The 26,925-nt window shown below is 67.8% G+C and carries 22 protein-coding genes; 19 read left to right on the top strand and 3 right to left on the bottom strand.

Annotated features, from left to right (window positions below):
* Positions 1-9 precede the first annotated feature (9 nt).
* From C2U31_RS02810 to C2U31_RS02730, 17 genes are all read left to right on the top strand, one after another.
* Positions 10-1,200, top strand: a complete 1,191-nt coding sequence (locus tag C2U31_RS02810) for an EAL domain-containing response regulator (protein ID WP_103271449.1) — start codon at positions 10-12, stop codon at positions 1,198-1,200.
* Positions 1,197-4,472, top strand: a complete 3,276-nt coding sequence (locus tag C2U31_RS02805) for a hybrid sensor histidine kinase/response regulator (protein WP_103271448.1) — start codon at positions 1,197-1,199, stop codon at positions 4,470-4,472. Before C2U31_RS02810 ends, C2U31_RS02805 begins: the two co-directional genes overlap by 4 nt.
* A gap of 67 nt (positions 4,473-4,539) precedes the next feature.
* Positions 4,540-5,184, top strand: a complete 645-nt coding sequence (locus C2U31_RS02800) for a response regulator transcription factor (protein WP_103271447.1) — start codon at positions 4,540-4,542, stop codon at positions 5,182-5,184.
* 67 nt (positions 5,185-5,251) lie between these two features.
* Positions 5,252-6,346, top strand: coding sequence for a PotD/PotF family extracellular solute-binding protein (locus C2U31_RS02795; RefSeq protein ID WP_103271446.1), 1,095 nt, complete (start codon positions 5,252-5,254; stop codon positions 6,344-6,346).
* 174 nt (positions 6,347-6,520) lie between these two features.
* On the top strand, positions 6,521-7,231 hold the full coding sequence (locus tag C2U31_RS02790) for a DUF1120 domain-containing protein (protein WP_158658294.1): 711 nt from the start codon (positions 6,521-6,523) through the stop codon (positions 7,229-7,231).
* 46 nt (positions 7,232-7,277) lie between these two features.
* Complete coding sequence (locus tag C2U31_RS02785; RefSeq protein ID WP_103271444.1) at positions 7,278-8,096, top strand: hypothetical protein; 819 nt, start codon at positions 7,278-7,280, stop codon at positions 8,094-8,096.
* Between the two features lie 50 nt (positions 8,097-8,146).
* Positions 8,147-8,818: a DUF1120 domain-containing protein gene (locus tag C2U31_RS02780; RefSeq protein WP_103271443.1), complete on the top strand. Its 672-nt coding sequence runs from the start codon at positions 8,147-8,149 to the stop codon at positions 8,816-8,818.
* Positions 8,819-8,856: 38 nt separating this feature from the next.
* Positions 8,857-9,492, top strand: a complete 636-nt coding sequence (locus tag C2U31_RS02775; protein ID WP_103271442.1) for a DUF1120 domain-containing protein — start codon at positions 8,857-8,859, stop codon at positions 9,490-9,492.
* 75 nt (positions 9,493-9,567) lie between these two features.
* Positions 9,568-10,281: a fimbria/pilus chaperone family protein gene (locus C2U31_RS02770; RefSeq protein ID WP_103276233.1), complete on the top strand. Its 714-nt coding sequence runs from the start codon at positions 9,568-9,570 to the stop codon at positions 10,279-10,281.
* Positions 10,282-10,325: 44 nt separating this feature from the next.
* The gene (locus tag C2U31_RS02765; RefSeq protein WP_158658293.1) at positions 10,326-12,710 is read left to right on the top strand and encodes a fimbria/pilus outer membrane usher protein; all 2,385 of its coding nucleotides are present in this window, start codon (positions 10,326-10,328) and stop codon (positions 12,708-12,710) included.
* A gap of 123 nt (positions 12,711-12,833) precedes the next feature.
* Entirely contained in the window at positions 12,834-14,171 is a 1,338-nt protein-coding gene (gene rsmB / locus C2U31_RS02760) for a 16S rRNA (cytosine(967)-C(5))-methyltransferase RsmB (protein ID WP_103271440.1), read from the top strand.
* Between the two features lie 40 nt (positions 14,172-14,211).
* The gene (locus C2U31_RS02755; protein WP_103271439.1) at positions 14,212-14,802 is read left to right on the top strand and encodes a DUF4390 domain-containing protein; all 591 of its coding nucleotides are present in this window, start codon (positions 14,212-14,214) and stop codon (positions 14,800-14,802) included.
* On the top strand, positions 14,799-17,120 hold the full coding sequence (locus tag C2U31_RS02750) for an ATP-binding protein (protein ID WP_103271438.1): 2,322 nt from the start codon (positions 14,799-14,801) through the stop codon (positions 17,118-17,120). The genes C2U31_RS02755 and C2U31_RS02750 overlap by 4 nt, the downstream gene beginning before the upstream one ends.
* An 11-nt stretch (positions 17,121-17,131) precedes the next feature.
* A complete protein-coding gene (locus C2U31_RS02745) occupies positions 17,132-17,824 on the top strand; it encodes a response regulator (protein ID WP_103271437.1) in 693 nt (230 codons plus the stop codon).
* Entirely contained in the window at positions 17,821-19,200 is a 1,380-nt protein-coding gene (trkA, locus tag C2U31_RS02740) for a Trk system potassium transporter TrkA (RefSeq protein WP_103271436.1), read from the top strand. The genes C2U31_RS02745 and trkA overlap by 4 nt, the downstream gene beginning before the upstream one ends.
* Positions 19,201-19,207: 7 nt before the next feature.
* Positions 19,208-20,677, top strand: a complete 1,470-nt coding sequence (locus tag C2U31_RS02735; protein ID WP_103271435.1) for a TrkH family potassium uptake protein — start codon at positions 19,208-19,210, stop codon at positions 20,675-20,677.
* Positions 20,678-21,026: 349 nt separating this feature from the next.
* A complete protein-coding gene (locus C2U31_RS02730) occupies positions 21,027-22,262 on the top strand; it encodes a YbdK family carboxylate-amine ligase (protein ID WP_103271434.1) in 1,236 nt (411 codons plus the stop codon).
* A gap of 151 nt (positions 22,263-22,413) precedes the next feature.
* On the opposite strand, the gene C2U31_RS02725 is transcribed toward C2U31_RS02730, so the two are convergent.
* Positions 22,414-23,349, bottom strand: coding sequence for a methyltransferase domain-containing protein (locus C2U31_RS02725; protein ID WP_103271433.1), 936 nt, complete (start codon positions 23,347-23,349; stop codon positions 22,414-22,416).
* Between the two features lie 142 nt (positions 23,350-23,491).
* On the opposite strand from C2U31_RS02725, the gene C2U31_RS02720 reads away from it, so the two are divergent.
* Positions 23,492-24,172, top strand: a complete 681-nt coding sequence (locus C2U31_RS02720; RefSeq protein ID WP_103271432.1) for a ComF family protein — start codon at positions 23,492-23,494, stop codon at positions 24,170-24,172.
* A gap of 175 nt (positions 24,173-24,347) precedes the next feature.
* Entirely contained in the window at positions 24,348-24,818 is a 471-nt protein-coding gene (locus tag C2U31_RS02715; RefSeq protein WP_103271431.1) for a tRNA (cytidine(34)-2'-O)-methyltransferase, read from the top strand.
* Here C2U31_RS02715 and C2U31_RS02710 read toward each other — a convergent pair.
* Together C2U31_RS02710 and C2U31_RS02705 are read right to left on the bottom strand one after the other, a co-directional pair.
* Positions 24,815-25,807, bottom strand: a complete 993-nt coding sequence (locus tag C2U31_RS02710; protein WP_103271430.1) for a tripartite tricarboxylate transporter substrate binding protein — start codon at positions 25,805-25,807, stop codon at positions 24,815-24,817. The genes C2U31_RS02715 and C2U31_RS02710 overlap by 4 nt on opposite strands.
* Positions 25,808-25,844: 37 nt before the next feature.
* Positions 25,845-26,903 (bottom strand): NAD(P)H-dependent glycerol-3-phosphate dehydrogenase, encoded by a 1,059-nt coding sequence (locus tag C2U31_RS02705; RefSeq protein WP_103271429.1) that lies wholly within the window; start codon positions 26,901-26,903, stop codon positions 25,845-25,847.
* Between the last annotated feature and the right edge of the window lie 22 nt (positions 26,904-26,925).

Raw genomic sequence — 26,925 nt, 5'->3', positions numbered from 1 at the left:
TTACGAATCATGCTGTCTTATCGCGTCTTGATCGTCGATGATCAGCTATTGCAACGCGAATATCTGAAAAGCCTGTTCATACAGGCTGGCATCGCGCAGGTGGATACGGCCGAGAACGGCTGTCACGCCTTGAGCCTGCTGGAGCAGCAGCGCTATGACCTGGTCCTGAGCGATCTGCTCATGCCCGAGCTGGACGGCGTCCAGCTGATTCAGCGCTTGTCCACCTACGAGGCGCCGCCCTTGCTGGCGGTGATCAGCTCGTCTCCCAAGCGCCTCATCTCCGGCGCCAGCCTGGTCGCGAAGACCTTGGGCATGCGGGTCATCGATCAGTTGTCCAAGCCCGCCCAGCCGCAAGCCATCATCGCGCTGGTGGCCAAGTTGAAGGCAGCCTCGCGGCTGAAGGCCGAGTCGCTGGTGTCGGGCCAGGTGTTCGATCGTTCCGCGTTGCAGCATGCGCTGGCCTCGGGCGAGGTGCGCGCTTGGTTCCAGCCGAAGATGCGCATCGCCGACGGCTCGGTGAGGGCGGCGGAGGCGCTGGTGCGCTGGGTGTTGCCCGATGGCAGCGTGCTGCTGCCTGGCCAGTTCCTGCCAGCCCTGATACTGGACGAGCTGGAAGATGAGCTGCTATTGTCGATGCTCGCACAGACCATTACCGCTCAGCATGTGTGGCAGCAGCATGATTTCCGGATGGAGGTGTCGGTCAATCTGCCGACGCACCTGTTGCAGAATGCCGACCTGCCGGATCGTCTGTACGACCATGTCATGCGCCTGGGCGGCACCCCGCAGGACATCTGCTTTGAACTGACCGAGGGTTCGACCACGGATGCGATAAGCGACTATTACGCGGGCGCCTGCCGCCTGCGCATGAAGGGATTCGGCCTGGCCCAGGATGATTCCGGCCAGGGTTACAGCTCGGTGTTCAACCTGGTCTCCACGCCCTTCACCGAACTCAAGATCGACCGTTCCCTGATCAGCCGCTGTACGGCAGATGAAGGTGCCCAGGCCGCCGTCGAGAGTATCGTCTCGCTGGGCCGGCGCTTGGCCCTGAACGTGGTGGCCGAAGGCGTCGAAACCTGGGAGCAACTGGCCTTGTTGAAGAAACTGCAGTGCGATATGGCGCAAGGTTTCCTGATATCCCGCGCGCTGACCCCGGAATTATTGCTGGGCTTCCTGAAACGGAATCCCATCGTCTCCCGATGATCCGCGCCACCTCCCGGCATTCGCGCATCGCCTCCATCGGCGACCTGGCGCGGGTTTCGCTGCGCATGCAGGTCCTGTTCATCGTCACGCTGATCCTGGCCATCATCATGCTGGCCCTGTGCTACTGGATGATCAGCAGCCTGATCAACGTCGCCAGCACGGATGCGCGGCAGCACTTCCAGAAGCTGGCCTACAACCTGCACGGGCAGGAGTCTTTCCTGGCCCGCGCCATCAAGAATGAAGCCACCCGGCTGAGCCTGACCTTGGCGCAGGGCGGCCCCGCATCGTTCGAGCTGATCGACAGCGACGCCAGCACCTATACCTACGAAGGCCAGAGCGGGAGCCTGGCGATGCCGTACATCATCAAGGTCAGCCGCAACGATTCGGCCACTGGCGGCGACTACAGCCGGCGGTTGCAGACCGTGGCGGCCGGTCTGTCGAACCTCTACGGGTCCTACCGCAGTCCCTGGCAGCAGCCCGGGATGCAGGTGTTCCTGCTCGACCTGAACAGCCCTCTCAGCATCTCCGTGCCCTGCTCCGAGGATTCCATGACGGATGATGTGCATCGCTGGTGGCGCTGTCCGCTGTCGGCGAACCGGGTGCGGGAATTGATCTATACCCAGACGGCGAAAGTCAGCCCCAGCGGGCTGCGATGGATCAACGTCAACCTGCCGGGCAGCGGGCAGGACCGGATCGGCTACATCATCTACAGCGCGATTGAACTGCCGGATGCCTTGTGGGCACCCGAGACTCCCAAGCGCAATCTGGTGCTGGCCACGTTTTTCGAAATGCGCGACGTGTACAACGGCGACGCCGCATATGGCCGGACCTATTTCCAGTACCTGGGCACCACGCCCGGCCTCGCTCCCGCGTCCGACGGCCCCCACGAGCATGGCGCGCTGGAAGAGGTGGACAGCAATGTGCGCTTTGGGCGGGAAGGGGTGCTGATCGACACCTGGTGCCAGGATGGCTGGGCGGCGGGCTATCTGGTTCCCTATGATCGGTTCTTCGAGGCCGCACGCTGGCAGCCGCTTTCGTTTGTCGGCTTGCTGCTGCTCTGCGTGGTTGGCAGCATTGTGCTGTATCGGCGCCATCGGAACCTGGTGGTGCGGCCGGCCCAGGCCAGTCACGAACGGGTGGTCGAAAGCGAATCCTTCAACCGCGCCGTGATCGACGCGGCTCGCGTTGCCGTCTGCGCGCTGCGCATTTCCGACCAGCAGGTCGTCGCCAAGAACCAGCTGGCGGAGCAATGGCTGGGGGACGTGGAAATCGTCAGGCAGCTGGCCCTGGCGCCGGATGGCGCTGTCAGCGATGTCGAGATCAATGGCCGGCACCTGAGCTTCATCGCTTCGCGCCTGACCTACCGGGGCGAGGAGGTCATTCTTGCCACCTTCAGCGATATCAGCGACCACAAGCGCGTGCAGGCCGCGCTGGCGCAGGCCAAGCGCGCCGCCGACGATGCCAACGCGGGCAAGACGGTGTTCCTGGCCACCATGAGCCATGAGATCCGCACGCCGCTCTACGGCACGCTGGGCACGGTGGAATTGCTTGGCCTCACGCCGCTGACCAATCTGCAGCGCGGCTATCTGCGCACCATACAGACCTCGTCCGCCGGCCTGCTCAACGTGATCAACGATATCCTGGACGTCTCCAAGATCGAATCGCGGCAGATGACGCTCAAGGACCAGCGCCTGGATCCGGCCGCGCTCACCGAGGAGGTAATGCAGGCATACGCGGCCACCGCCGACGCCAAGGGCCTGCAGTTCTTCGCCACCATCGCCACGGACATTCCGGTCTATGCGCACGGCGACGCCCTGCGCATCAAGCAGGTGCTGAACAACCTGGTCAGCAACGCCATCAAGTTCACCGAGGCCGGCTGGGTGCGGATTGACCTGGTCAGGGCTGGCGAGGCGGACGGCGGCGCCGTGCTTGAATGGCGTATCGCCGACACCGGCCTGGGCATACCCGCGAGCCAGCAGCAGATGCTGTTCCAGCCGTTCTACCAGGCCCATGGTTCGTCCGGCCATGCGATGCCCGGTACCGGGCTGGGGCTTTATATCTGCCACAGTCTTTGCGAGCTGATGCAGGGCAGCATCACGCTGGACAGCAGTCCGGGCCGGGGCAGCACGTTCATCTTCCAGCTGCCGCTGCGGGTGACGGCGGACGCCGCGCGCCTGGCCGGTGGCGGTGAAATCGCGCCCACGCCCGCGGTATGGGTGCGCGCGCCGGTCGCCGACGTGGCGCAGGACACTTGCGCGTGGCTGGTGCTGGCCGGCGCCAGCGCGCGGCCCATCCACGGCAGCAGCGTGCCCGCCAAGCGGGACGGCATCCTGGTGGAATTGCTGCCCGAGCGGCTGCCGCCGATCGAATGGAATGGGCCGCGGGTATCGTGCATTCCAGACGGACCGGACAAGCCGCAATGGAGCCTGTCCGAAATACATGTCACCAGCCATCTGCGGCACAGCATCGTTGAAGCGGTCGCGCTGGCGCAGCGCGAGCGGCCGTCGGCCGAGCTGCCTGCAACCGAAGCGGACGGGGACGATGGCCATGGCGGGTCCGAATACCGGCCGGACGCTGGTTTGCGGCGGCTGGGGCTGCGGGTGCTGGTGGCCGAGGACAATCCGGTCAACCGGAATCTGCTGGTGCGCCAGCTTGAGGAGCTGGGCTGCGAGGTCACGCTGTGCGCGGACGGCGTGGAGACGCTGGCGCGCTGGAGCGCTGACGAATTCGACGTGCTGATCACGGACATGAACATGCCGTTGATGAACGGCTATGAACTGGTGCGCACGTTGCGCGCCCGCAGCACCAATGCGCCGATCATCGGCTTGACGGCCGACGCGCTGCAGACGCAACGGGATGCCGGTTTCGCCGCCGGCCTGAACGCATGGGTGGTGAAGCCGGTGGACCTGCGCACGCTGCATGATGCGCTGAGCACCGCCTGCGCGAGAATCATCGGCTCCAAATTCGCCGGACCGCCGCCGCCGACCAAGCCCAAGGAGCTCTTCGACAGCCATTTGCGCGCGGCCTTCAATACCACCATGCGCGAGGACATGGCGTCGATGCGGGCGGCCCTGGCCGCGCGCGACGCGCCCGCGGCCGTCGCGACCCTGCACCGGATGCGCGGATCGCTGGCGGTGATGAACGCCGAGGACATCGCGCGGTTTTGCGGCGTGCTGGAACAGAAGATCGCCGAGGAAGGAATGACAGCGATGCTCGAGAACGCGGTCAAGAGCACGCTGGCCCAGTTGACCGAAAGATTCACGGAGTTGTAGCCCCCGGGCCCTGCCCGGAAAGATCGCAGGAAGCCTTGTCGAAAGCATCAAAATGGGAGCAAAAAGAATGACACGAATCCTGCTGGCCGATGACCATCAAGTGGTAATCCTCGGCGTTCGCAATGTGCTCGAAGGCGCCGGCCGCCACCAGATCGTCGGGGATGCCACCAATGCCGCGGAGTTGATCCGCAAGACGCGCGAGCTGGCGCCCGACGTCATCATCACCGACTACAACATGCCGTCCGAGGATGGCTACAGCGACGGCTTGGCGCTGGTGCAGTACCTGCGCCGCAACTTTCCCGACGTGCGCATCCTGATCCATACCATGATCACTTCGCCAGTGATCGTCGCCAGCCTCTATGAAGAGGGCGTCAGCGGCGTCGTGTTCAAGAGCCGCGATCTGGGAGAAATCCTGACGGCCCTGGACACGCTGGAGAGGAATCAGGTGTATCGCAGCGGGCCCCATTCCCTGGCGGCCTCCTTGCCTGGCGCCCCGCAGGACGCGGCCACGCGGATCGGTCGCCTTTCGCCCAAGGAGCTGGAGGTGCTGCGGCATTTCCTGGCGGGCACGTCGGTGGGAGAGATCGCGCGCATCATGAATCGCAGCGTCAAGACGGTCAGCACGCACAAGGTCGCCGCGATGCGCAAGCTGGACGTGGAAACGGATCACGAGCTGGTGATGTTTGGCGTCAATTACGACCTTTTCAAATGACGCGTGCGTCTGAAGTCCTGTCGTTGTTCCGTGGCGGGAGCGAGGGCATCGAGAGGGAGCTTTTCTCATGAATCGCAGTTTTCCCCGTCGCCGTTTCCTTGGCCTGACGCTCGCCGGCCTGGCGTCGGCGCTGCCGCCTGGCGAGAGCCGGGCGGCGGCGCCTGTCGAAATCACCGTCATGGCCTATGGCGTGGATGCCTTCGACGAGAAGTACATGAGGACGGTGATCCGGCCGTTCGAGGCCGCGCATCCGGGTATCCTGGTGCGCTATTACGCGGTCCGGGACTCGCGCAATGCCCTGGCGGTGCTGCGGTCGCAGCGCATGACGCCGAACATCGACGTCGTGATACTGGATCCGCCCAACGCCCGCCTGGCACAGAGCGAAGGGCTGCTTGAGCAGATGAATCCACAGCTCGTGCCGAATGCCGCCGACCTGGGCGCCATGGGCCGCGAGCTGGGATTCTGGGCGCTGCCGGCCATGTACGACTCCATGGCGCTGGTGTACGCCAAATCGGCCTTTGCGCAGCCGCCCAGGAGCTGGCGCGAGTTGTGGGACCCCAAGCACCGCGGAAAGATCGCCATTTCGACCAATGCCAACGTCAACGGCAGCATGATCGCGCTGACCGCGCTGACCGCGCTGGCCAATCGGTTGGCCGGCAGTCCTGATGGCGCCGCTGATCTGGATCCCGGCCTCGAGTACCTGGAGAAGCTCGGCCCCAATGTCCAGACCTGGACGCCTCGTCCGAATCAATACTGGCTGGTGGCGCGCAAGCAGGTGCTGCTGGCCGTGGGTTGGAATTCCCGCAGCCAGAGTCAGATGGACAGCCTGAGCGGCTATGGCGTGACGGTACCCAGTGAGGGAACCGTCGCCGTGCCCATCCTGATCGCCCAGGTCGTCGGCCGGTCCAACGGCAAGGCGGCGCAAGCCTTCATCAATTTTTCACTGGGCGCGCAGGTGCAACAGGCGTTTGCCGAGGCGATGTACTACGCGCCGTCGAACCAGAAGGCCAAGATTGGCGAGGCGGCGCGCGCCAGGATACCGCTGTTGTCGCCGGGCGTCGCCGCCAGGCTGATCCCGCTGGACTGGGCTGGGGTGACGCCGGCCCAGCTGTCCCATATGCGGGCGGCGTGGCTGACGCGCATCATGAAGCCGGCGCCGTAGGTCTGATAAGACTGTCACTTTTTTCCGGACCATTACTACCGGAATTGTCTGATGGTGCGGTGCGGTGTCGGGTTGTTACCTTAGTTTCCGTGATGAATGCGCCGGGCGTTACTTGGTTCCGGGCAGCCCAGCACGAGACTTCCGACACGTACCTACTTGGCTTATCAGACATCTATGAAACACCGTACCAGCAAGCTTTTTGCCGCCCTCCTGGCCTGCGCCGCCAGCGCCGGCGCCATGGCCGAGGCTCCCTCCTTCAAGATCACGGTCAGCGGCACGATCACCCCGGGAAGTTGCAAACCGGAGTCGGGCGATTTGACGTTCGACATGAAGAACATCAATCCGAAGTCGTTGAACAACGACAAGATGACCCAGTTGCCGATGATCCTCCAAAAAGTGAAGATCACCTGCACCGCCGATACCTCGATCGCGCTGAGCGCGCAGACAACCGCCAGCGCGGCGACGGCCCCCACGGGGAATCTGGAACACACCCAGGCTGGCACGTCTACCTACCCCCAATCGCAGTATGACTTGGTTGACGACAACAAGAATCGTGCCGGCGTGTTCGCCATGCAGTTCCGCAATTTCTCGTACACGGGCGGCGGCACGGGAGCCTCCACCAACAAGGCCGTGATCATCAAGAGCACCGACAAGAACGCGTGGTCTACCGCGGCATCGAACGGCTGGGATGCCTGGCAGCTCAAGACGAACGGTTCCGACTATCTGTCTTTTGCCAGTCCCACCGCCGACACCACGCCCGTCCTGGCCTCGACATTCGAAGGCGAGCTGATCGTGGCGCCGGCGATCCTGCCCAAGAAGGACCTGAAATTGACTGGCGACCTCAAGATCTCCGGCGGCGCGACCATCACGCTGAACTACCTCTGATCCAGGCGGCATCGCGTAACGCGCGCTTCGATATCCCGAGAGCAACATGAAACACATCCAATCCAGCAAGATCCTGCTCGCGCTCCTGGCATGCGCCGCTGGCGCAGCCACGGTCGTGTCGATGCCGGCTGCGGCACAGTCCAGTGCGCCGGCCGCGCCGGCTGCCGCCGCAGCTGGCGCCCCTGGCGCCGCGTCTGCACCCAGCAGCCTGAACGTCGCCGTCGGCGGCACGATCACTCCGGGCAGCTGCAAGCCCACCCTCGCCGAAATCAAATTCAACGAAACCAAGGTCAATGTCGATTCTCTGAAGGACACAGCCGAGACCCCGCTGCCGCCTGCCGTCCAATCCTTTTCCATCACGTGCGAGAGCGGTGATGCGGCAATCGCCTTGTCTGTCGGCGGCTCCAGTAATCTGGCGGTTCCTGATGAAAACGGGCTCAAGCACACGGCCACGGGCATCGTGGCCGAGGCCAAGAAAGGCTATATCTACGATCTGGTCGACCAGGCAACGTCGAAGGAGCGCATCGGCCGGTATGTCTTCCAGTTCCGCAATTTCCGCTACACGACCACGGCCGCGAACGGGAAATCCACCAAGACCGTGGTCGTGACCAGCGCCGACAAGGCGACCTGGGCCACGGCCGCGGATACTGCGACCCACGCCTCGCAGCTGAAGTCGGATGGCTCAACGTTCGTGACTTTCGCCGAGTCCGGCCAGTCCACCGTGCCGGTGGCCGCGAAGGAGTTTAGCGGCGACATCGTGATCGGCGCCGTCATCCAGTCGAAGACGGCGCTGAAGGAGGCGCTGAAGATATCTTCCGATCTGGCGTTCTACGGTACCACCACCCTCGTCCTCAGCTACATCTGATCCGTGGCGGTTGGCGCGCGTGGCGCGCCGGCCGCCGACAGCCTGCCAATATGAAACTCCGAATTTTGCTCGCCTGGGCCTGCGCGATGGCGCCGCTGGCGGGATACGCGCAAGTCCCGTCCTTCAAGGTGGCGGTGCAAGGCGAACTCAAGCCTGCCGCCTGCACGATGCAGGTTTCCGAGCAGGGTTCGTTCAACTACGGCAAGCTGAAGCTGAAGGACCTGAACAAGGACACGTACACGCTGCTGCCGGTGCTCGAGCGGGAACTGCGCATTTCCTGCGAAGCCAGGACCAAGGTGGCGCTGACCGCCAGCGATCCTAACGCCGGGCTGGTGCCGTTCAAGGATCCCATTGTGTTTTTCGGCGGGCATGGCAAGAGCTGGTCCTCCAGTCGCCAGTACGGCCTGCGCAACGAGGCCGGGCGCGCCATCGGGTCCTGGGCATTGATGCTGGTTCCGGGCTTCACGGTGGACGGCCAGGCCACGGACTCGATCTACAGCGGCGACAACGGCAAGTCCTGGGACCCGTCGGTCGGCAATTTCTTCCATGACGACGGCAGCCTGGAAACCTGGGGCCTGCCCGGCCTGAAGGAGCCGGCCTTCGGCAGCGTATTCCAGGGCACCATGCGCGTCCAGGTCGCGCTGGATCGTATTGCCCAGCTTGGCGTGTCCACCGAGGTTCCCTTCAGCGGCGGCGCGGTCCTGACGCTGGTCTATCTCTAGCGGCCTGCGCCGCCTCGTGCCGGGAGAGCCGGCTGACCATGAAGCCTTACTTGAATTTCCTGTACGCCCTGACGGGTATTGCATTCAGCGCGGCGAGTTTCGCCGCCTCTCCCGCGCCGCAAGCCGCCAATTGCCGCATCCAGCTGGGCGGCGGCGCCGTGGTCGACTACGGCAAGATCAAGCGCAACCTGCTGCGCGCCGCCGAGGCCGCGCCGCTGCCGCCGCAACAACGCAACATCACCATCAGCTGCGACCAGCCGGCGACGGTCGCGCTGCGCCAATCCGGCGGCGATGGCAGCGCCAGTCCCCTGGCCAGCAGCCGGCTCGGCGTGACGCCGCAGGCCAGCCAGGGCCTGGGCCTGGCGGCCGGCAGGAACCTGGGCGCGTTCGTGCTGCGCTGGCGGCGCGATACCGCCACGCTGGACGGCTCGCCGGCGCGCCTGATCGTATCGTCCGACGGCGGCGCGACCTGGCGCGAGCTGGACGCAGACGCGGCCCCGGACGCCAACGACCTGATCGCCTGGACCCGCGACGCGCAGCGTCGCCCGTCCAGCGGCCGCACGCTCACCGTCGGCGTGCGGATCGAGGCGGCCATCGCGCCGACCTCCACGCTGTACCTGGGCCGCGAGGTCCAGCTCGACGGTGCCATAGATCTGTCGGCCGTTTTCCTGTAGGCCGCCTTACCCCATGACCTTCTTCGCGGGCCGGCAACGGCCGGCTTGACCACGTCCTTTTTCCTGCTGATTGCTATGAAAACCATCCTGACCTGCGTTTCCCTGGCCTGCGCGTTGCTGACCAATCCCGCCGGCGCCGCCGGCGTCGTTCCCGAAAGCTCCGTGCTGATCGTTGACGAGGCCACCGGCGAAGGCTCGATGACCGTGCAGAACACCGATACGGCGCCCGTGCTGCTCTACACCACCATTGAGAACATCGCCGAGGACCAGGAGGAGCTGGTCGTCGCCACCCCGCCCATGGCGCGGCTGGAGGCCGGTCAGTCCCAGCTGGTGCGCTTCATGCTGACCAAGAAGGGACCGCTGGCCACGCAGCGCCTCAAGCGCGTGTCCTTCGAGGGCATTCCCTTCGCGCGCGGCGCCGACAACCAGGTCCAGACCACCTTTCGCCAGAACATCCCCATGATCATCCAGCCGCGTTCGCTGGAGAAGCTGAAGGATCCGTGGACGCGCCTGACCGCGACCGTGGACGGCGACCGGCTGCGACTGTGCAATGACAGCGCCTACGTGGTGCGCCTGGCGCAGCAGGCGCGCCTGGACAGCGGCAATATCGCCGTGCCGCTGCCCAAGACCTACCTGCTGCCGGGCGAGCGCCTGGAGCTGCCCGTCAAGGGCAAGCAGCCGGGCGCCGCCGGCACGGTCACGATCTGGCCGGCCACGGTCTACGGCTATGCCGTGGGCACCCACGCAATCACCTTGTCGGGCGCCTGCAAGCCCACACCAGGGAAATGAAGCCGCGCGCGCACGCGGCGGCGGGCCTGGCTGCGATTCTCTGCATGACGGTCTCCTCTGCCGCGTTCGCGCAGCAGTTCGATCCCCAAACCTTGAAGCGGCTGGGCATCTCGCCCGAAGCCGCGGCCTACTTCAGCAAGACCGCGCGCTTTCTGCCCGGCGTCAGCCGGGTGCGCCTGGTGGTCAACGGCACGGACCTGGGCACGATGGACGTGCGCTTCAGCTATGAAGGCACGCTCTGTTTCACGCCCGAGCTGTTGCAGCGCGCTGGCCTGAAGGTGCCGGACGGCACGTCGGAGGAGTCCTGTCAGGATTACCGCAAGGCCTACCCGGAAACCGCCATCACGCAGCTGCCGAACCAGTCCCAGGTCGATATCGTGACGCCGCTGGCGGCGCGCGCCCCCATCGAACAGTCGATCCAGGGGCAGTACGCCTCGGGCGGCGCCGCCGCCATGATGAACTACAACGTGAGCGGCTCGCGCAGCGCCAGCGGCGGTTCGAGCTATCAGTATCTGCGCGCCTATACCGAAACGGGCGTGAACATCGCCGACTGGATCCTGCGCAGCCGCCAGGACTATTACTCACAGGGAGGGCGCTCCACCTTCACGCAGGGCGACACCTACGCGCAACATGCCGTGCCGAGCGTGCGCTCGACGTTCCAGGCGGGCCAGATCTCGCCCGCCGGTTCGCTGTTCTCCGTCGGCACGTTGCGCGGCGCGCAGCTTTTTCCCGAACAGGCGCTGCGCCAGACGCTGGCCTCGGGCGTCAACTTCAGCGGCATCGCCACGGGCCAGAGCCGGATCGAGGTGCGGCAGCTGGGCCGGCTGATCCTGATGACCCAGGTGCCGGCAGGCGCCTTCACCATCAATGATGTGCCCATCGTCAGCGGCAATTCTGACCTGGAGGTCCAGGTGATCGCCGCCAGCGGCGAACGGCAGCAGTTCGTCGTGCCGGCCGCGTCGTTCGGCAATGTGCGCAACGTCGCCCCGCAAGGGCTGTCCGCCGCGGTGGGGCGTTACCAGGCCTCGCGCGGCAGTGACAGCCGGACGCCGCTGGTCGCCACCGTCAGCAACGGCTGGAGCCTGGGCAGCCGCAGCACCCTCAACGCCGGCGTTCTGGTGTCCGCCCCGTACCGCGCACTGGCCGCCGGGGTTTCAGTCAACCCCAGCGATGCGCTCAGCGCTTCGATCGGCGTGCGCGCGTCCAGCGCCAGCTTCGCGGGCGAGAAGCTCCAGGGCCAGCAGATCACGGCGAACCTGTCGGCCACGCCGGTCGAGCGCTTGTCCACGAGCCTGTCGGCCACCTTGCAGACGGAAGGCTATCGCGACCTGGCGCAGGTGGTGCAGGCGCCGCGCCCGGATGCCAGGATCTTGCCCAGCGCGAGCCAGACCTACACCGCCGGCGTGTCCTGGTTCTCCCCGACCCTGGGCGCCTTTTCCGCAGCCTATACCACCAGCCGCCTGTCCCGCCAGGAAGGCAAGCGCAACCGCGCGACGCTGTCCTGGAACCGGAGCTTCGCCCGCACCTCGGTCAGCCTGTCCATGGCCAAGGATCTCAGCACGGGCACGCGGGCGCGATCGGAAAACCAGTATTTCCTGACGCTGAGCTTCCCCCTGGGCAGCGCCAGCGCCAGCACCTATGTCAGCAAGTCAGGCAATAGCGGCAGTGTTGGCGCTACTTACTCCGACACCGTCAGCCCGCAGTTCAGCTACAGCGTCAGCTCGAGCGTCGCCAGGCCCGACGGCGCGGTCAATTCGTCGGCATCGATCGACGCGATGCCGCGCTACGCGCGCGTCAACCTGTCCGCCAACCGGGGTTCGCAAGGCGGCGTGTCGACGAACTGGGGGGTGCAGGGCTCGGTGGTGGGCGCGGGTGGCGCGGTGGCGTTCTCGCCCTATGAGGTGGGCGACACGTTCGGCATCGCCAAGGTCGGCGACCTGGGCGGGGTGGAAATCCAGACGCCTTCGGGCCCGGTCTGGACGGACGCCTGGGGCAACGCCGTGATTCCGGGACTGACGGCCTATGGCGAAAGCTCGGTGGAAATCAGCACTGCCAGCCTGCCGCGCAACGCCAACCTGCCGAACGGCGTTCAATCGGTCAAGCCGGCCCGCGGCTCGGTGCAGGTGCTGGACTTCAATCTGCGGCAGGTCCAGCGCTACCTGCTATCCGCCGTCCTGGAGACCGACCGGCAGCCGCTGGCCGAACGCCTGCCGGTGATGGACGGACGCGGCAACCTGGTGACGCTGGTCGGCCGGCAGGGACAGATATTCCTGGACGATGACTATCCCGCGCCGTTGCAGGTGACGCTGCAGGATGGCAGCAAGTGCTATCTGGAGTTCACGCCCGAGGGCAAGCCGGACCCGGATCGCCCCTATCAGGACGCGCTGGCCGTGTGCCGCAAGCTTCCGCCCGGGAAGGCGGCGTCGTAAGGAGGGCGGAGCCTGGGGAAGGCGGGGCCCGGGACGCGTCCGTCCGGCGTCCCGGGCGGTCTCTTGCCGGCGCGGCCGCCGCCGCCGGGCTACCATAGCGGTCTTATCCCTTGATTTCCTGCCATGTCCACGCGTTCCGACACCCCCCATCTGGCCCCGCCGCTATCCTCTGTCCTGCTTTCCAGCGCGGGGGTGGTCGAAGAGGTCCTGGACGGCCGGTCCCTGACCGAGGCGCTGGCCGACGTCGATGGCGCGCTGCGACCGGCGGTGCAGGCGGTGTCGTTCCACGCGATGCGCTACCTGGGCTGGGCCGACGCGGTCGGGCGGGAACTGGTGCAGCGCTATCCCAACGTCCTGTTCGAGTCCCTGCTGCTGGTGTCGCTGACCCTGCTGAAGGCGGAAGGCGAGGCCGCGGCCGCCGTGCCGGGCATGCCGGTCTACGCGCCGCACACGGTGGTGGACCAGGCCGTGACGGCCGCGTCCAAGGCCCGCGCCCTGGCTGCGTTCAAAGGGTTGCTCAACGGCTGCCTGCGCCGCTTCCTGCGCGAACGCGAGGCGCTGGCGGCGGCCGTGGCCGACAGCCCCGAGGCCCAGTGGAACCACCCGGGCTGGTGGGTCAAGCAGCTGCGCGTGGCTTATCCGCAGCACTGGCAGGCGATCCTGCAGGCCGCCAATCTGCCGGCCCCGCTGACCTTGCGCGTGAACCGCCGCCGCGCCAGCCGCGAACAGGTGCTGGCTGCGTTCCAGGACGCCGGCCTGGCGGCCGAGCCGGTGGGCGCGGCCGGCCTGGTGGTGGCGACGCCCCGGCCGGTGGTCCAGCTGCCGGGCTTCGCCGAGGGCTGGTGGTCGGTCCAGGACGCCGGCGCGCAACGGGCCGCCGAATTGCTGGCTCCGGCCGACGGCATGCGGGTGCTGGACGCCTGCGCGGCCCCGGGCGGCAAGACCGCCCACCTGCTGGAGCTGGCGGACATCGACCTGCTGGCCCTGGACGCCGACGCCGGTCGCCTGGAGCGGGTCGGCCAGAACCTGGACCGTCTTGGCCTGGGCGGCGACCGGGTGCGGCTGCAGGCCGCCGACGCCGCCGACCTGGACGCCTGGTGGGACGGCAAGCCCTTCGACGCCGTGCTGGCCGACGTGCCGTGCACCGCATCTGGCATCGTGCGGCGCCATCCCGACATCCGCTGGCTGCGCCGCGAAAACGACCTGCGCCGCACCGCCGCGTTGCAGACCCGCATCCTGGATGCCCTGTGGCGCACCGTGGCGCCGGGCGGGCGCCTGCTGTACGTGACCTGCTCGGTGTTCCCGATCGAGGGCACGCGCCAGGCGCTGGAATTCCTGCAGCGCCACCCCGAGGCCCGGCGACTGGACGCGCCCGGCCAACTGCTGCCTGTTGCGGTCGATGCAACACCGGCCGAGCAACAGGACGGATTTTTCTACGCCTTGTTTGCCAAGCCGTCCTGAATCGCCAAGAATAAGGGGCATAACGGTGTAGCGGTGTCGTATGTCCATCATTTCGCGCTTATTTTTCGGGTTGTTGCTGGCTTCTTCCTTGCTGTTTCTCATGCCGGGCGGGCAGGCGCACGCTTCCGAGCCGCGCGTCGTCAGCGTCCAGCCCGCTGTGCGCGACGGCAAGCTCCAGATCGACGCCGACGTGGAATTCGAGCTGAACCAGCAATTGCGCGATGCCGCCCAGCGCGGCGTGCCGCTGTACTTCACCGCCGACCTCACCATCACCCGCGATCGCTGGTGGTGGTTCAACAAATCCCTGGTTGACACCACCCGCACCTGGCGCGTGACCTACAACGCGCTGACGCGGCAATGGCGGGCGGGCGTGGGCGAGCTGAGCTTCCCCGTGGCCTCGCTGGACGACGCCATGAGCGTGATCCGGCACATCCGCAACTGGCAGGTGGCCGACGCCGACGATTTCGATGAAGACACCCGTTACGACGGCCAGCTGCGCCTGCGGCTGGATACCTCGCTGTTGCCCCGGCCCTTCCAGGTGAACGCGCTGAACAGCAGTTCCTGGATCCAGGCCACCCCCTGGGTCGATTTCGTCTTCGAGATCAACGGCTTGGAGAAAGACCCATCATGAGGTTGCTGCTCAGGCTGGCCCTGGTGGTGGGCGCCATCAGCGGCCTGGGGCTGCTGGGCCTGTTGGCCTGGTCCACCGGCAATGCCTCGCGCTTCGCGCGCTATTACGACGTCCTGCTGATCCTGAACGGGATCTTCGCGCTGGCGCTGTTCGTCTGGGTGGTGGCGCTGACCGTGCGGCTGGCGCGGCAGATCCGCCGCCGGCAGTTCGGCGCTCGCCTGACCGCCCGCTTCGCGCTGGCCTTCGCGCTGATCGGCGTGGTGCCGGGCGCGCTGATCTACACCGTGTCGGTGCAGTTCATGTCGCGCTCCATCGAATCCTGGTTCAACGTGCGGGTGGACACGGCGCTGGAGGCGGGCCTGAACCTGGGCCGCGCCGCGCTGGATTCCCAGCTGGCGGACCTGGACGCCCGCGCCCGCTCGATGGCGGTGGAGCTGAACCGCAATACCGACGTGGGCGTGTCGCTGGCCCTGACCCGGCTGCGCGAGGCCAACGGCGTGCAGGAGGCCATGGTATTCACCGGCAGCGGGCGGATGGTGGCGTTTTCCACCAATCAGTATGGGCAGCTGCTGCCGGCCATGCCGCCGGCGGCGGTCATGAATCAGCTGCGGGTGGCCCGCGGCTACTCCGCGGCCGAGGCGGACGATCCCGTCACGGCCGGCGCCGACGGCGGGCTGCACCTGCGCGTCATCATTGCGCTGACCGGCCCCGACCGCTACGACAGCCCGCTCAGCGCCGCCCCCGAGCCGCGCTGGCTGCAATTGCTCCAGCCCGTGCCGGAGCAGATCGCACACAACGCCAATCAGGTGCAGCAGGGGTTCCGCGACTACCAGGAGCTGGCCCTGTCGCGGCTGGGCCTGCGCAAGCTCTACGGCATCACGCTGACGCTGGCGCTGTTGCTGGCCGCCTTCGGCGCCATCGCCGTGGCGCTGTCGCTGTCCAAGCGCCTGGTGCGCCTGTTGCTCAGCCTGGCCGCCGGCACGCAGGCCGTGGGCGTGGGCGACTACCGGCCGCTGCCCGAGCCGCCCGAACGCGACGAAGTCGGCCAGCTGACCCGCTCGTTCAACGCCATGACGCGCCAGCTCGACGAGGCCCGCCGCATGGTCGAGAGCAACCGCCAGCAGCTGGAACGCTCCAACGTCTATCTGGAAAGCGTGCTGTCGAACCTGTCTTCCGGCGTGCTGGCGTTCGACGAGTCCTTCCGCGTCACCACCGTCAACCAGGGCGCGCAGACCATCCTGCAGGCCGATCTGCGCTCGGTCATCGGCCGGCCGCTGGAAACCGTGGGCGGCATGCTGGAGTTCGCCAACGTCGTGCGCCAGGCCTTCTCGGCCCACGCCGCCGTCGGCTCCGAGCGCCAGCACTGGCAGCAGCAGTTCGAAATCACGCCGGCCGCATCGGCCGACGGCGACATCGCGCCCCAGCCGCTGACGCTGCTGGCGCGCGGCACCCACCTGCGGGTGGACGGCCGCGGCAACGGCTACCTGGTCGTGTTCGACGATATCACCGAGGTGATTTCCGCCAACCGCACCGTGGCCTGGGGCGAGGTGGCGCGCCGGCTGGCCCACGAAATCAAGAACCCGCTGACCCCGATCCAGTTGTCGGCCGAGCGGCTGGCCATGAAGCTGGAAGGCAAGCTGCCGCCGGCCGAGGCGCAGATCGTCGAGCGCTCGACCAACACCATCGTCAACCAGGTGGCCTCGCTCAAGCAGATGGTGGACGATTTCCGCGAATACGCGCGCACGCCGCCGGCCGTCATGCAGCGCATCGATTTCAACGCCCTGGTGGCCGACGTGCTGTCGCTGTACGGCTGGGACCCCGAGGGCGGCGGCGCCGGCCGCTTCGGCGAGAAGGCCCTGAACCTGGACGTGACGCTGGAGGCCGGCCTGCCGGCCATCGAGGGCGACCCCACGCAGTTGCGCCAGGTCATCCATAACCTGCTGTCCAACGCCCGCGACGCCATCGCCGAGCTGGGCGGGGAAGGGCGGGTCAGCGTGACCACCCAGCTCATGCGCAGCGAGCAGCCGGACCGCGCCGACCAGCAGGCGCTGCGCTTCACGGTGGCCGATACCGGCCCGGGCTTTCCGCCGCAGGTGCTGCAGCGGGCCTTCGAGCCCTACGTCACCACCAAGTCCCACGGGACTGGGTTAGGATTGGCGATCGTGCGCAAGATCGTTGAAGAACATGGCGGCCGGATCGACCTTGCCAACCGCAAGGACGGCGGCGCGCGGATTTCCATCTTGTTGACCCGGCTTGCGCCGGGAGCCGATACTATGGACGCGACCGCGCAAGAAAAGGATAATGCGGCTACGCAATAGGTGGATGCTTTATGGCCAGAATCCTGGTGGTTGACGACGAAGTCGGTATTCGCGAACTCTTGTCGGAAATCCTTTACGACGAAGGACACACGGTCGAACTGGCCGAAAACGCGGCGCAAGCGCGCGCCGCGCGCCTTCGCATGCGTCCCGACCTGGTGTTGCTGGACATCTGGATGCCCGACACCGATGGCGTGAGCCTGCTCAAGGAATGGGCCTCCCAGGGCATGCTGGACATGCCGGTGATCATGATGAGCGGCCACGCCACCATCGACACCGCGGTCGAGGCCACCCGCATCGGCGCCATGGATTTCCTGGAAAAGCCGATCACGCTGCAGCGCCTGCTCAAGACCGTCGCCGCCGGCCTGGCGCGCGGCCGCGCGCCGCACCCGGCGCCGGCGGCCGTCCATCCGTCCATCGCCAGCGCCGCCGTGGCCCTGGAAGACGAACTCGACCCGCCGCCCCTGACCACCGCGCCGGCCGGCGAAGTGCCGGTCACGTCCAACGGCCAGCTGGGCAGCATCTCGCTGGACCAGCCCCTGCGCGAGGCGCGCGACGAGTTCGAGCGCATCTATTTCGAATACCACCTGGTCCGGGAAAGCCACAGCATGACCCGGGTGTCCGAGCGCACCGGCCTCGAACGCACCCACCTCTACCGCAAGCTCAAGCAATTGGGCATTGAGTCGGCCCGCAAGCGGGGCGCATGAAGATCCTGATCATGGGCGCTGGGCGCGTAGGCACCAGCGTGGCGGAAAACCTGGTGTCCGAGGAAAACGACATCACGGTCATCGATTCCGATCCCAGTCAGCTGCAATACCTGCAAGAACACTTCGACCTGCGCGTGGTCCATGGCGACGGCGCGCAGGTGTCGGTGCTGGAGACCGCCGGCGCGGCCGACACCGACCTGTTCATCGCCTGTGCCGCGTCCGACACCGCCAACATGGTGGCGTGCAAGATCGCGCGCCAGCTGTTCAACATCCCGCGGCGCATCGCCCGCATCCGCTCGGCTGAGTTCCCCGAGCATCCCGAGCTGATGAGCGACGAGGGCTTCTGCATCGACGCCCTGATCAGTCCGGAGCGCAGCGTCACCACCTATCTGCACAGCCTGATCGAATTCCCGGAAGCCTTGCAGGTGGTGGAATTCGCCGAAGGCCGCGTCAGCGTGGTGACCGTGCGCGTCGGCCACGGCAGCCCGATGGCCCACCATTCCATCGACAAGCTGCGCGAGGTCTGGCCGGACGTGACCGCGCGCGTGATCGACGTGCTGCGTGGCGGGCGTCCGGTGCGCGGCGGCAGCGGCACAGTGATAGCGCCGGGCGACGAGGTGGTGCTGCTGGTCGATACCCGCCATGCGCGCCGCGCCGTGCGCCAGCTGCGCGAGGCCGAGAAGGCCGTGCGCCGCGTCATGATCGCCGGCGGCGGCAACATCGGCCTGCGGCTGGCGCGCCAGCTGGCCGACGAGAACTACAGCGTGCGCCTCATCGAGCGGGACCCCAAGCGCTGCGAGTACCTGGCCACGCAGCTGCCCGACAACGTGCTGGTGCTGCACGGCAGCGGCACCGACGAAGGCCTGCTCGAGCGCGAGAACATCGAGGACATGGACACTTGGCTGGCGCTGACCAGCGACGACGAGGACAACATCATGTCCTCGCTGCTGGCCAAGCGGCTGGGCGCGCGCAAGGTGATCGCGCTGATCAACCGCCAGGCCTACGGCGAACTCATGCAGGGCAGCCATATCGACATCGCCGTGTCGCCGTCGCACGCCACCATGAGCGAGCTGCTGCGCCACGTGCGGCGCGGCGACGTGGCCGCGGTGCACCGGCTGCGCCAGGGCGTGGCCGAGGCGCTGGAGGCCATCGCCCACGGCGACCGCTCCAATTCCAAGGTGGTGGGACGCCCGGTGGGCCAGATCAGCCTGCCCAAGGGCGCCAGCATCGGCGCGCTGGTGCGCGGCGACGAGATCATCCTGCCCGACGCGGACACCGTGATCGAGACCGACGACCACGTGATCGTGTTCGTGCCGTCGCGCAAGCAGATGCCGCGCGTGGAAAAGCTGTTCCAGGTTTCCGCCTCTTTCTTCTAGCACGGACATGAAGCGCGTACTGGCCACCCTCTACATACTGGGCCTGACCATGGTGATGTTCGCCTTCACCATGCTGATCCCGCTGGTGGTGGCCTACGTCGGCCAGGACGCGGCGCGCGACGCCTTCCTGCACGGTTTCCTGCTGTCGATCGGCATCGGCGGCGGGCTGGCGGTGCTGACGCGGCGCAACCGCAGCGAGCTGCGGGCGCGCGATGGCTTCGTGCTGGTGTCGGCCGTGTGGGCCGGCCTGCCGCTGCTGGCGGCGATCCCGCTGATGCTGTATTTCCATCGCGCCGGCATGCCGCTGTCCTTCACCGGCGCCTATTTCGAGGCCATGTCCGGCCTGACCACCACCGGCGCCACCGTGCTCACCAACCTGGACGCGCTGCCGCCGTCCATCAACCTGTGGCGCGCCACGCTGATCTGGATCGGCGGCATGGGCATCCTGGTGCTGGCCGTGGCCATTCTGCCGTTGCTGGGCGTGGGCGGCCATCAGGTCGTGCGCGCCGAGACGCCGGGCCCGATGAAGGACGAGCGCCTGACGCCGCGCATCGCCAGCACCGCCAAGGCGCTGTACGCGGTGTACTTCGTCTTCTCCATCCTTTGTTTCCTGTCCTACCGGGCCGTGGGCCTGTCCTGGTTCGAGGCCTGGTGCCACATGGCCACCACCATGGGCCTGGGCGGCTTTTCCACCTGGGACGACGGTTTCGCCCACTTCGATTCGGTGCCGGTGGAAATCGTGGCCATGGTGTTCATGCTGATTGCCGGCATCAACTTCGCCACCCACTTCAACGCCTTCCGCCAGCGCAGCGCGCTGGCCTACCTGCGCTGCCCCGAGGCCATTCCTTACCTGGTGGTCGTGCTGGGCGTGGGGCTGGTGATCTCGGTGTTCCTGTACGTCAAGGGTGTCTACGCCGAGCCGCTGCAGGCGCTGCGCTACGGCATGTTCAACACCATATCCATGGCGACCACCACGGGCTACGCCAACACCGATTTCGCCCAGTGGCCGCTGTTTGCGCCGCTGACCATGCTGCTGCTGTCGGGTTTCGCCACCTCGGCCGGCTCGACCGGCGGCGGCATCAAGATGATCCGCGCCATCCTGCTGATCAAGCAGGCGCGCAACGAGCTGGTCACCATGCTGCATCCCCACGCGGTCAGTCCGGTGCGGATCAACGGCCGGGCGGTGGAAGCCCGGACCATGGCCTCGGTGCTGGCCTTCATGCTGTTCTACGGGCTGTCCATCGCGGTGTTCACCAGCCTGCTGCTGCTGTCCGGCCTGGATCCCATCACGGCCTTCTCGGCCGTGTTCGCCAGCGTCAACAACACCGGCCCCGGGCTGGGCCCGGTCGGCCCCATGGGCAACTTCGCCGTGTTGTCCGACTTCCAGATCTGGGTCTGCACCTTCGCCATGCTGATCGGGCGGCTGGAACTGCTGACCGTGCTGGTGCTTTTCACGCCGATTTTCTGGCGGAAATAGGCCCCCGGCCGTCCGCGCGCGGGCCGTTTTTGGCCCGAAATTGATAGGTAATTACCCTAATCAGGGTAATCCCATCCCCGCTCGAAAGCCCCGTTAGGACTGGTCCGATCGGATGAATTGGCCGGCAAGCCCCGCCGTTCCTACGCTGTAAGTGCTTGCTCACATGGCGCCGAGGGAAGAGTTCGTGTGTTTCTTGATGTTGCATACAAATGTCACGATTCTCCATCTTATTGCCACAAACCTGCGGCTATCATGCGTCCATAAGTCGTCGTCTAGCGCCCCCCGGGAAGTTGCCGGGCTTCAAGGCCGAACGACGCATTCCCTCATCAAACATCCGAAGGAGTCAGAGATGGAACAGATTCCGTTCGTTTCGTCGGCCCCGAACACCCTGGGCATCGAGCTCGAGCTGCAACTGATCGACCCGACCAGCTACGACCTGACGGCAGCTTCCGACGAGCTGCTGGCCCAGATGGCCAACCACCCCATCGCCGACCGCGTCAAACCGGAAATCACGCGGTCCATGATCGAACTGAATTCCTCGGTGCATGAGCACCCCATGGGCCTCCTGGCCGAGATGCGCGAGATGCGCGATGCGCTGGTCGAGGCGGCGGACGCCGTCGGCGTTTCCGTGGCGGGCGGCGGCGCCCACCCGTTCATGCGCTGGCAGGAACGCTCCATTTCCGACACGCCGCGCTTCCAGTACCTGGCCGAAATGTACGGTTACCTGGCGCGTCAATTCACCGTGTTCGGCCAGCACATCCACCTGGGCGTGAAAAGCGGGGACGACGCCATCCGGCTGGTGCGCCGCCTGTCGCCCTACGTGCCCCATTTCATCGCGCTGTCGGCGTCCTCGCCCTATTGCGAGGGCGTGGACACGCTGTTCTCGTGCTCGCGCCTGAACGCCGTCAACAGCTTCCCGCTGGCCGGCCACATGCCGCCGGAGGTCAAGGACTGGTACCAGTTCGAGGCCCACCTGTCGCAACTGCGCGCCTATGGCCTCGCCGAGAGCATCAAGGACCTGTACTGGGACATCCGGCCCAAGCCCGAATTCGGCACGGTCGAGATCCGTGTCTGCGACACGCCGCTGACGGTCGAGCGCGCGTGCCAGATCGCCGCCCTGGCCCAGGCCCTGGCGGTGCTGCTGATGCGCGAGCCCGAACCCAGTGACAAGGCCTGGCTGTCCTATCGCAGCAATCATTTCCAGGCCTGCCGTTTCGGCCTGCAGGGCAGCTATGTCACGCCCGACGGCCAGCGCATGCGCCTGATCGACCATCTGCGCGCGCTGTTCCAGCGCCTGATGCCGGTGGCCGAAGAGCTGGGCACCGGCGACATGATCGCGGCCCTGCGCGACGACGCCATGCGCAGCGGCAACGATTCGCGCTGGCTGCGCAACCAGTTCCACCGCCTGCGCGACCTGCCGCTGGTGGTGGAGGCCATGTCCACGGCTTGGCGCGGCTCGAACCGCGAGCCGGCGCCGGCCGAGCCGGCCGCCGTGCTGCGCCGGCGCATTCGCGCCACGTCCGAGCCCATGGCCGCGCTGCCCGGCGCGGAGCCGGGCGTCATCGTGCCCGACCGCCTGCATTGAACTCGGCGGAGGAGTATGAACAGGGGCCTGCGGGCCCCTTTTTCTTTGGTCGTGGGACGTTCTCAGGCAATCCGTGCCTGGGCGGCACGGGCGTTCCCGTCCGGTTGCGCCGTGGCCTGCCCGGCGCGGCGGCGCTGGTGGCCGTGCCGGTTCAGGGATTGCGGGGCTGGCGTCCGCCGATGGCGCTGACCGACAACCGCGTCTCGCCGGTGGCGGCGCGGTGCGCGGCGGCCCGCCAGGCATGGCCGTAGGCCACTTCGATGCTCAGCGCGATCACGCCGTCGGGGCGGCGCTGGGCTTCCAGCGCCGCATAGAGCCGGTCGCGCCAGTTCCGGCCCACCAGCCCGCCGCGGCGGCCTTCGGCGGGATTGCCGCCCAGCGCGCGCACGTCCTGCAGCAGTTTTTCCGGGCTGCGGTAGGTGAGTGTCAGGATTTCCTGATCCATCACCGGATCGGCGAAGCCGTTTTCCACCAGCAGGTCGCCGAAGTCGTGCATGTCCACGAAGGACGGCGTGGCGGTGCGCAGGCCGGCATCGGCCAGCGCCTGGCGCAGCTCGCGCAGCGTGGCCGGTCCCAGACAGGAGAACATGGCCAGCCCGCCGACCTTCAGCACGCGCCGCCATTCGGCCAGCGCCGCGTGCGGCGCGCGGTGCCAGTGCAGGGCCAGGTTGGACCAGACCAGCTCCAGCGATTCCGGCGCCAGGCCGGTCTGCGCCAGGTCGCCATTGATGAAGGCGGGCGCGGCCGGGCCACGGCGCGCCAGCTTGCCGATCCAGGCGCCCAGCCCGCCCGGTGCGTGGCGCTTGCGCGCGGCGGCCAGCAGCGGCTCGCAGTTGTCCAGGCCGGTGTAGGCCGCGTCCGGATAGCGCTCACGCAGCAGCGGCAGGTTGTCGCCCGCGCCACAGCCCGCGTCCAGCATGGCCTGCGGCGCCAGCCGGATGTACTGCAGCCGGCCCAGCATGCGGCGCGCGACTTCGCCATAGAGGAACTGGGCCTCGGACAGGTCTCCACGGCGCGCGAACTGGCGCGGCACGTCGGCGCTGACAATGGGCAGGGTGGGCAGGGGGGCGGATTCGGGAAGGGACATTTCGGTCGCGCCCGCGTCGGAAGGGGCGGGCGGAACATGATTTGATGACGGGATGGCAGACATTATTGCGCATCCGGGCCGCCGGCCCCGATTTCCCCTACGACGCGCCGGCCGACAACTGTGGTCGCGGCTGGCGTCGGCCATGGGCTGCGATTGTCCGCTATGCGGCGCGCGGGTGCGGGGTGCGCGGCTGTGCGCGGGCTGCGAGGCCGACGTCACCCGCAGCTGCCGTGAACCGGGCGCGCGTTGTCCGCGCTGCGCGCAGCGCCTGCGCCAGCCGGCCCCGCTGTGCGCGGGCTGCCTGAGCCGGCCGCCCGCCTACCTGCGCGCCATCGTGGCATTCGACTATGAGCCGCCGGGCGTCGCCCTGATCGGTCAGTTGAAGACCCGGCTGCGCCTGTCGCTGGCGCCGGTGCTGGCGCGCCTGCTGGGGGCGGCCGTCGCCCGGGAGGCACCCCTGCCTGCCGATGCGGTGCTGGCCGCCGTACCGGCCAGCCGGGCCTCGCTGCGTCGGCGCGGCATGAACCCGGCCATGGAGATCGCCCGCAGCCTGGTGACCGCGCTGGATCTGCCGCTGCGGCCGGGCGCGCTGCTGCGCCTGCGCGAAACGCCACGGCAGGCGGGGCTGGGCCGGCGCGAGCGCCGCGCCGCCCTGGCTGGCGTATTTCGCGGGCAGGGCGTGCGCGGCCGGCACGTGGCGCTGGTGGACGACGTGATGACCACGGGCAGCACGGCCGAGGCCGCCGCGCGGGCGCTGTTGGCGGCCGGCGCGCTCAGCGTGACCGTGCTGGCCGTCGCGCGCACGCCGGGGCGCGGGTCGTGAGCGGCCTGGATACGCGGCCGCGCGCGTTCCGCAGAGGCACGGGTACGATCCAGGCTGCGCGCATCGGCCAGGGCGTGGCCGGCCGCCATGGAGAAATCGGCGACAATTCCGCACGGGCGCGGTCCGACTCGCGCCCTTGCCTGCACGCTTGCTCCCACTGACTTTTTTCCTGCCCATGTTCCACGTCATCCTCGTCTGCCCCGAGATTCCGCCCAACACGGGCAACGCCATCCGCCTGTGCGCCAATACCGGCGCGCAGCTGCATCTGGTGCGGCCGCTGGGGTTCGAGCTGGACGATGCGCGCATGCGCCGCGCGGGCCTGGACTACCATGAGTGGCAGCCGGTGCGGGTGCACGACACGCTGGAAGAGGCGCTGGCCGACACGGGCGCGGCGCCCGCCGGCATCTATGCGCTGACCACGCATGCGCAGCGCAGCGTGGCGGATGTGGCCTTCAAGCCGGGCGACGTATTCGTGTTCGGCCGCGAGTCCGCCGGGCTGTCGGACGCGCATCAGGCGCTGTTCCCGCCGCAGCAGCGGCTGCGGCTGCCCATGCGCGCCGGGCAGCGCAGCCTGAACCTGTCGAACGCGGTCGCGGTGACCGTGTTCGAGGCCTGGCGTCAGCAGGGTTACGACGGCGGGTCCTAATCCAGCGACAGGTTCAGCTTCTGGATCACCTGGTCCCAGCGTGCTTTTTCATTCTTGATGCGGCTGGTCAGCGCTTCCGGCGTGGACGGCGCGGGCGTGAAGTACTGCAGTTCCATTTGCTTGCGCACCGCCGGGCTGTCGATGATGCGGGCCAGCTCGGAGTTCAGCCGCTCGATCACGGGCGTGGGCGTGCCGGCGGGCGCCAGCACCGCGTTCCACGAGATCGCCTCGAAATCCGGGTAGCCCTGCGCGGCCATGGTCGGGATGCCCGGCAGGGCGGCGCTGGGTTCCAGGCTGGTCACGGCCAGCAGCCTGACCTTGTTGTCGCGGGTCTGCGGCACGGCGATGGCGGGCACCATGAAGCCGGCCTGCACGTCGCCGCCGATGATGGCGGTGATGACCTGCGGGAAACCGGAGTACGGGATGTGGGCCAGGTCGACGCCGGCGCGTTCCTTGAACATCTCCATCGCCAGGTGCGCCGAGCTGCCGGGGCCGACCGAACCGTAGTTCAGCGAGTTGCCGCGGCTCTTGACCAGCTTGACGAAGTCCTTGACGTTGTCGACCTGCAGGCTGGACGGTACCACTAGCACGTTGGGGCTGGTGCCTACCAGCGAGACCGGCGCCAGGTCGCGCAGCGGGTCGTAGCCGAGCGTCTTCTTGTACAGCGTGGGGGCGGTGACCAGCGGGCCGTTGATCGTGTAGAGCAGCGTGTAGCCATCCGGCTTGGCCTGCGCCACGATGCGGGTGCCGATATTGCCGCCGGCGCCCGGCTTGTTGTCGACCACGATGGGCTGGCCCAGCGCCTGCGACAGCGGCTCGGAGATCGTGCGCGCCAGGATGTCGGGCGAGGAGCCGGGCGGGAAGGGCACCACCAGATGGATCGGGTGGTCAGGCCAGTCGGCGTGGGCGGCGGCGGGCAGGGCGGCGGCCAGGCTCAGGCACAGGCCGCGCAGCAGGCGGCCGACCCGGAACTTGCGGGCTTGCAACATGGATGAGGTCTCCAGGAGGGTCGTGACGTAGGTCTTGTTATGGGGTGGCGGCCGGGTCCGCGCTTTCGTAGCGGGCGTCGCGCGCCAACAGCGCCGACACCGCCGTCATGGGGGCCACGCCTTCGAACAGCACGGCGCAGACGGCTTCCGTGATGGGCAGCTCGACGCCGGCGGCGCGCGCCCGGTCCAGCGCGGCCTGGGCGCAGCGCACGCCCTCGGCGGTGATGCCGCTGGCCAGGATGTCGGCCAGCTTGCGGCCGGCGCCGATCTCCAGGCCCACGCGGCGGTTGCGCGACAGTTCGCCGGTGGCGGTGAGCACCAGGTCGCCCAGGCCGGTCAGGCCGGAGAAGGTCTCGGCCTGCGCGCCCAGGGCCACGCCCAGTCGCGCCATCTCGGCCAGGCCGCGGGTGATCAGCGCCGCGCGGGCATTGGTGCCCAGCGCCAGGCCGTCGCCGATGCCGCAGGCGACGGCGATCACGTTCTTGAGCGCGCCGCCGACCTCCACGCCTACCAGGTCGGCGCTGGCGTACACGCGCAGCGCGGCGCCATGGAAGGCCTGGATGGTGCGTTCGCGCACGGGCGCGGCGCTGCTGGCGATGGTCAGCGCCACCGGCAGGCCCTGCGCGACTTCGCGCGCGAAGGACGGTCCGGACAGCACGCCGCATTGGGCCTGCGGCAGCGCTTCGCGCACGATCTCGTGCGGCAGGCGGGCGGTGCCGGCTTCAAAGCCCTTACAGGTCCAGACGATGGGGGTGTCTTGCAGGCCCAGCGCGGGCAGCCGGCTTGCCAGCTCGGCGCAGAGGGCGCCCAGCCCGGCCACGGGCACGCCCAGCACGATCAGGCCGGCGCCGTCGTCCTGCCGCAGGCTGGCGAGCGTGGCGTCGAGGTCGCTGGAATATTGCAGTGCCGGCGGCAGGGCAATGCCGGGCAGGTAGCGTTCGTTTTCCCGCCGCGCCGCGAGGGCGGATGCCTGGGCGGCGTCGCGCGCCCAGAGCACGGTGGGGTGGCGGCGGCTGGCGGCCGCCGCCAGGGCGGTGCCCCAGCTTCCCGCGCCCAGTACGGCGACGCGCAGGCTGGGCGAGGCGGAAGCGGTCATGGGGCGGTCCCTGGGGTTGCGC

It is taken from the genome of Achromobacter sp. AONIH1, from assembly GCF_002902905.1.
Taxonomy (GTDB): Bacteria; Pseudomonadota; Gammaproteobacteria; order Burkholderiales; family Burkholderiaceae_B; genus Achromobacter.
This window is presented reverse-complemented; position numbering and strand designations above follow the sequence as displayed.

Excerpts from the sequence above, each read along its gene's own strand:
- C2U31_RS02730 (WP_103271434.1), top strand. The coding sequence starts at position 21,027 with ATGGAACAGATTCCGTTCGTTTCGTCGGCCCCGAACACCCTGGGCATC.
- C2U31_RS02785 (WP_103271444.1), top strand. The coding sequence starts at position 7,278 with ATGAAACACATCCAATCCAGCAAGATCCTGCTCGCGCTCCTGGCATGC.
- C2U31_RS02725 (WP_103271433.1), bottom strand. The coding sequence starts at position 23,349 with ATGTCCCTTCCCGAATCCGCCCCCCTGCCCACCCTGCCCATTGTCAGC.
- C2U31_RS02780 (WP_103271443.1), top strand. The coding sequence starts at position 8,147 with ATGAAACTCCGAATTTTGCTCGCCTGGGCCTGCGCGATGGCGCCGCTG.
- C2U31_RS02735 (WP_103271435.1), top strand. The coding sequence starts at position 19,208 with ATGAAGCGCGTACTGGCCACCCTCTACATACTGGGCCTGACCATGGTG.
- C2U31_RS02770 (WP_103276233.1), top strand. The coding sequence starts at position 9,568 with ATGAAAACCATCCTGACCTGCGTTTCCCTGGCCTGCGCGTTGCTGACC.
- C2U31_RS02755 (WP_103271439.1), top strand. The coding sequence starts at position 14,212 with ATGTCCATCATTTCGCGCTTATTTTTCGGGTTGTTGCTGGCTTCTTCC.
- C2U31_RS02750 (WP_103271438.1), top strand. The coding sequence starts at position 14,799 with ATGAGGTTGCTGCTCAGGCTGGCCCTGGTGGTGGGCGCCATCAGCGGC.
- C2U31_RS02800 (WP_103271447.1), top strand. The coding sequence starts at position 4,540 with ATGACACGAATCCTGCTGGCCGATGACCATCAAGTGGTAATCCTCGGC.
- C2U31_RS02810 (WP_103271449.1), top strand. The coding sequence starts at position 10 with ATGCTGTCTTATCGCGTCTTGATCGTCGATGATCAGCTATTGCAACGC.
- C2U31_RS02790 (WP_158658294.1), top strand. The coding sequence starts at position 6,521 with ATGAAACACCGTACCAGCAAGCTTTTTGCCGCCCTCCTGGCCTGCGCC.
- C2U31_RS02765 (WP_158658293.1), top strand. The coding sequence starts at position 10,326 with ATGACGGTCTCCTCTGCCGCGTTCGCGCAGCAGTTCGATCCCCAAACC.
- C2U31_RS02720 (WP_103271432.1), top strand. The coding sequence starts at position 23,492 with ATGGGCTGCGATTGTCCGCTATGCGGCGCGCGGGTGCGGGGTGCGCGG.
- C2U31_RS02705 (WP_103271429.1), bottom strand. The coding sequence starts at position 26,903 with ATGACCGCTTCCGCCTCGCCCAGCCTGCGCGTCGCCGTACTGGGCGCG.
- trkA (WP_103271436.1), top strand. The coding sequence starts at position 17,821 with ATGAAGATCCTGATCATGGGCGCTGGGCGCGTAGGCACCAGCGTGGCG.
- C2U31_RS02805 (WP_103271448.1), top strand. The coding sequence starts at position 1,197 with ATGATCCGCGCCACCTCCCGGCATTCGCGCATCGCCTCCATCGGCGAC.
- C2U31_RS02715 (WP_103271431.1), top strand. The coding sequence starts at position 24,348 with ATGTTCCACGTCATCCTCGTCTGCCCCGAGATTCCGCCCAACACGGGC.
- C2U31_RS02795 (WP_103271446.1), top strand. The coding sequence starts at position 5,252 with ATGAATCGCAGTTTTCCCCGTCGCCGTTTCCTTGGCCTGACGCTCGCC.
- rsmB (WP_103271440.1), top strand. The coding sequence starts at position 12,834 with ATGTCCACGCGTTCCGACACCCCCCATCTGGCCCCGCCGCTATCCTCT.
- C2U31_RS02775 (WP_103271442.1), top strand. The coding sequence starts at position 8,857 with ATGAAGCCTTACTTGAATTTCCTGTACGCCCTGACGGGTATTGCATTC.
- C2U31_RS02710 (WP_103271430.1), bottom strand. The coding sequence starts at position 25,807 with ATGTTGCAAGCCCGCAAGTTCCGGGTCGGCCGCCTGCTGCGCGGCCTG.
- C2U31_RS02745 (WP_103271437.1), top strand. The coding sequence starts at position 17,132 with ATGGCCAGAATCCTGGTGGTTGACGACGAAGTCGGTATTCGCGAACTC.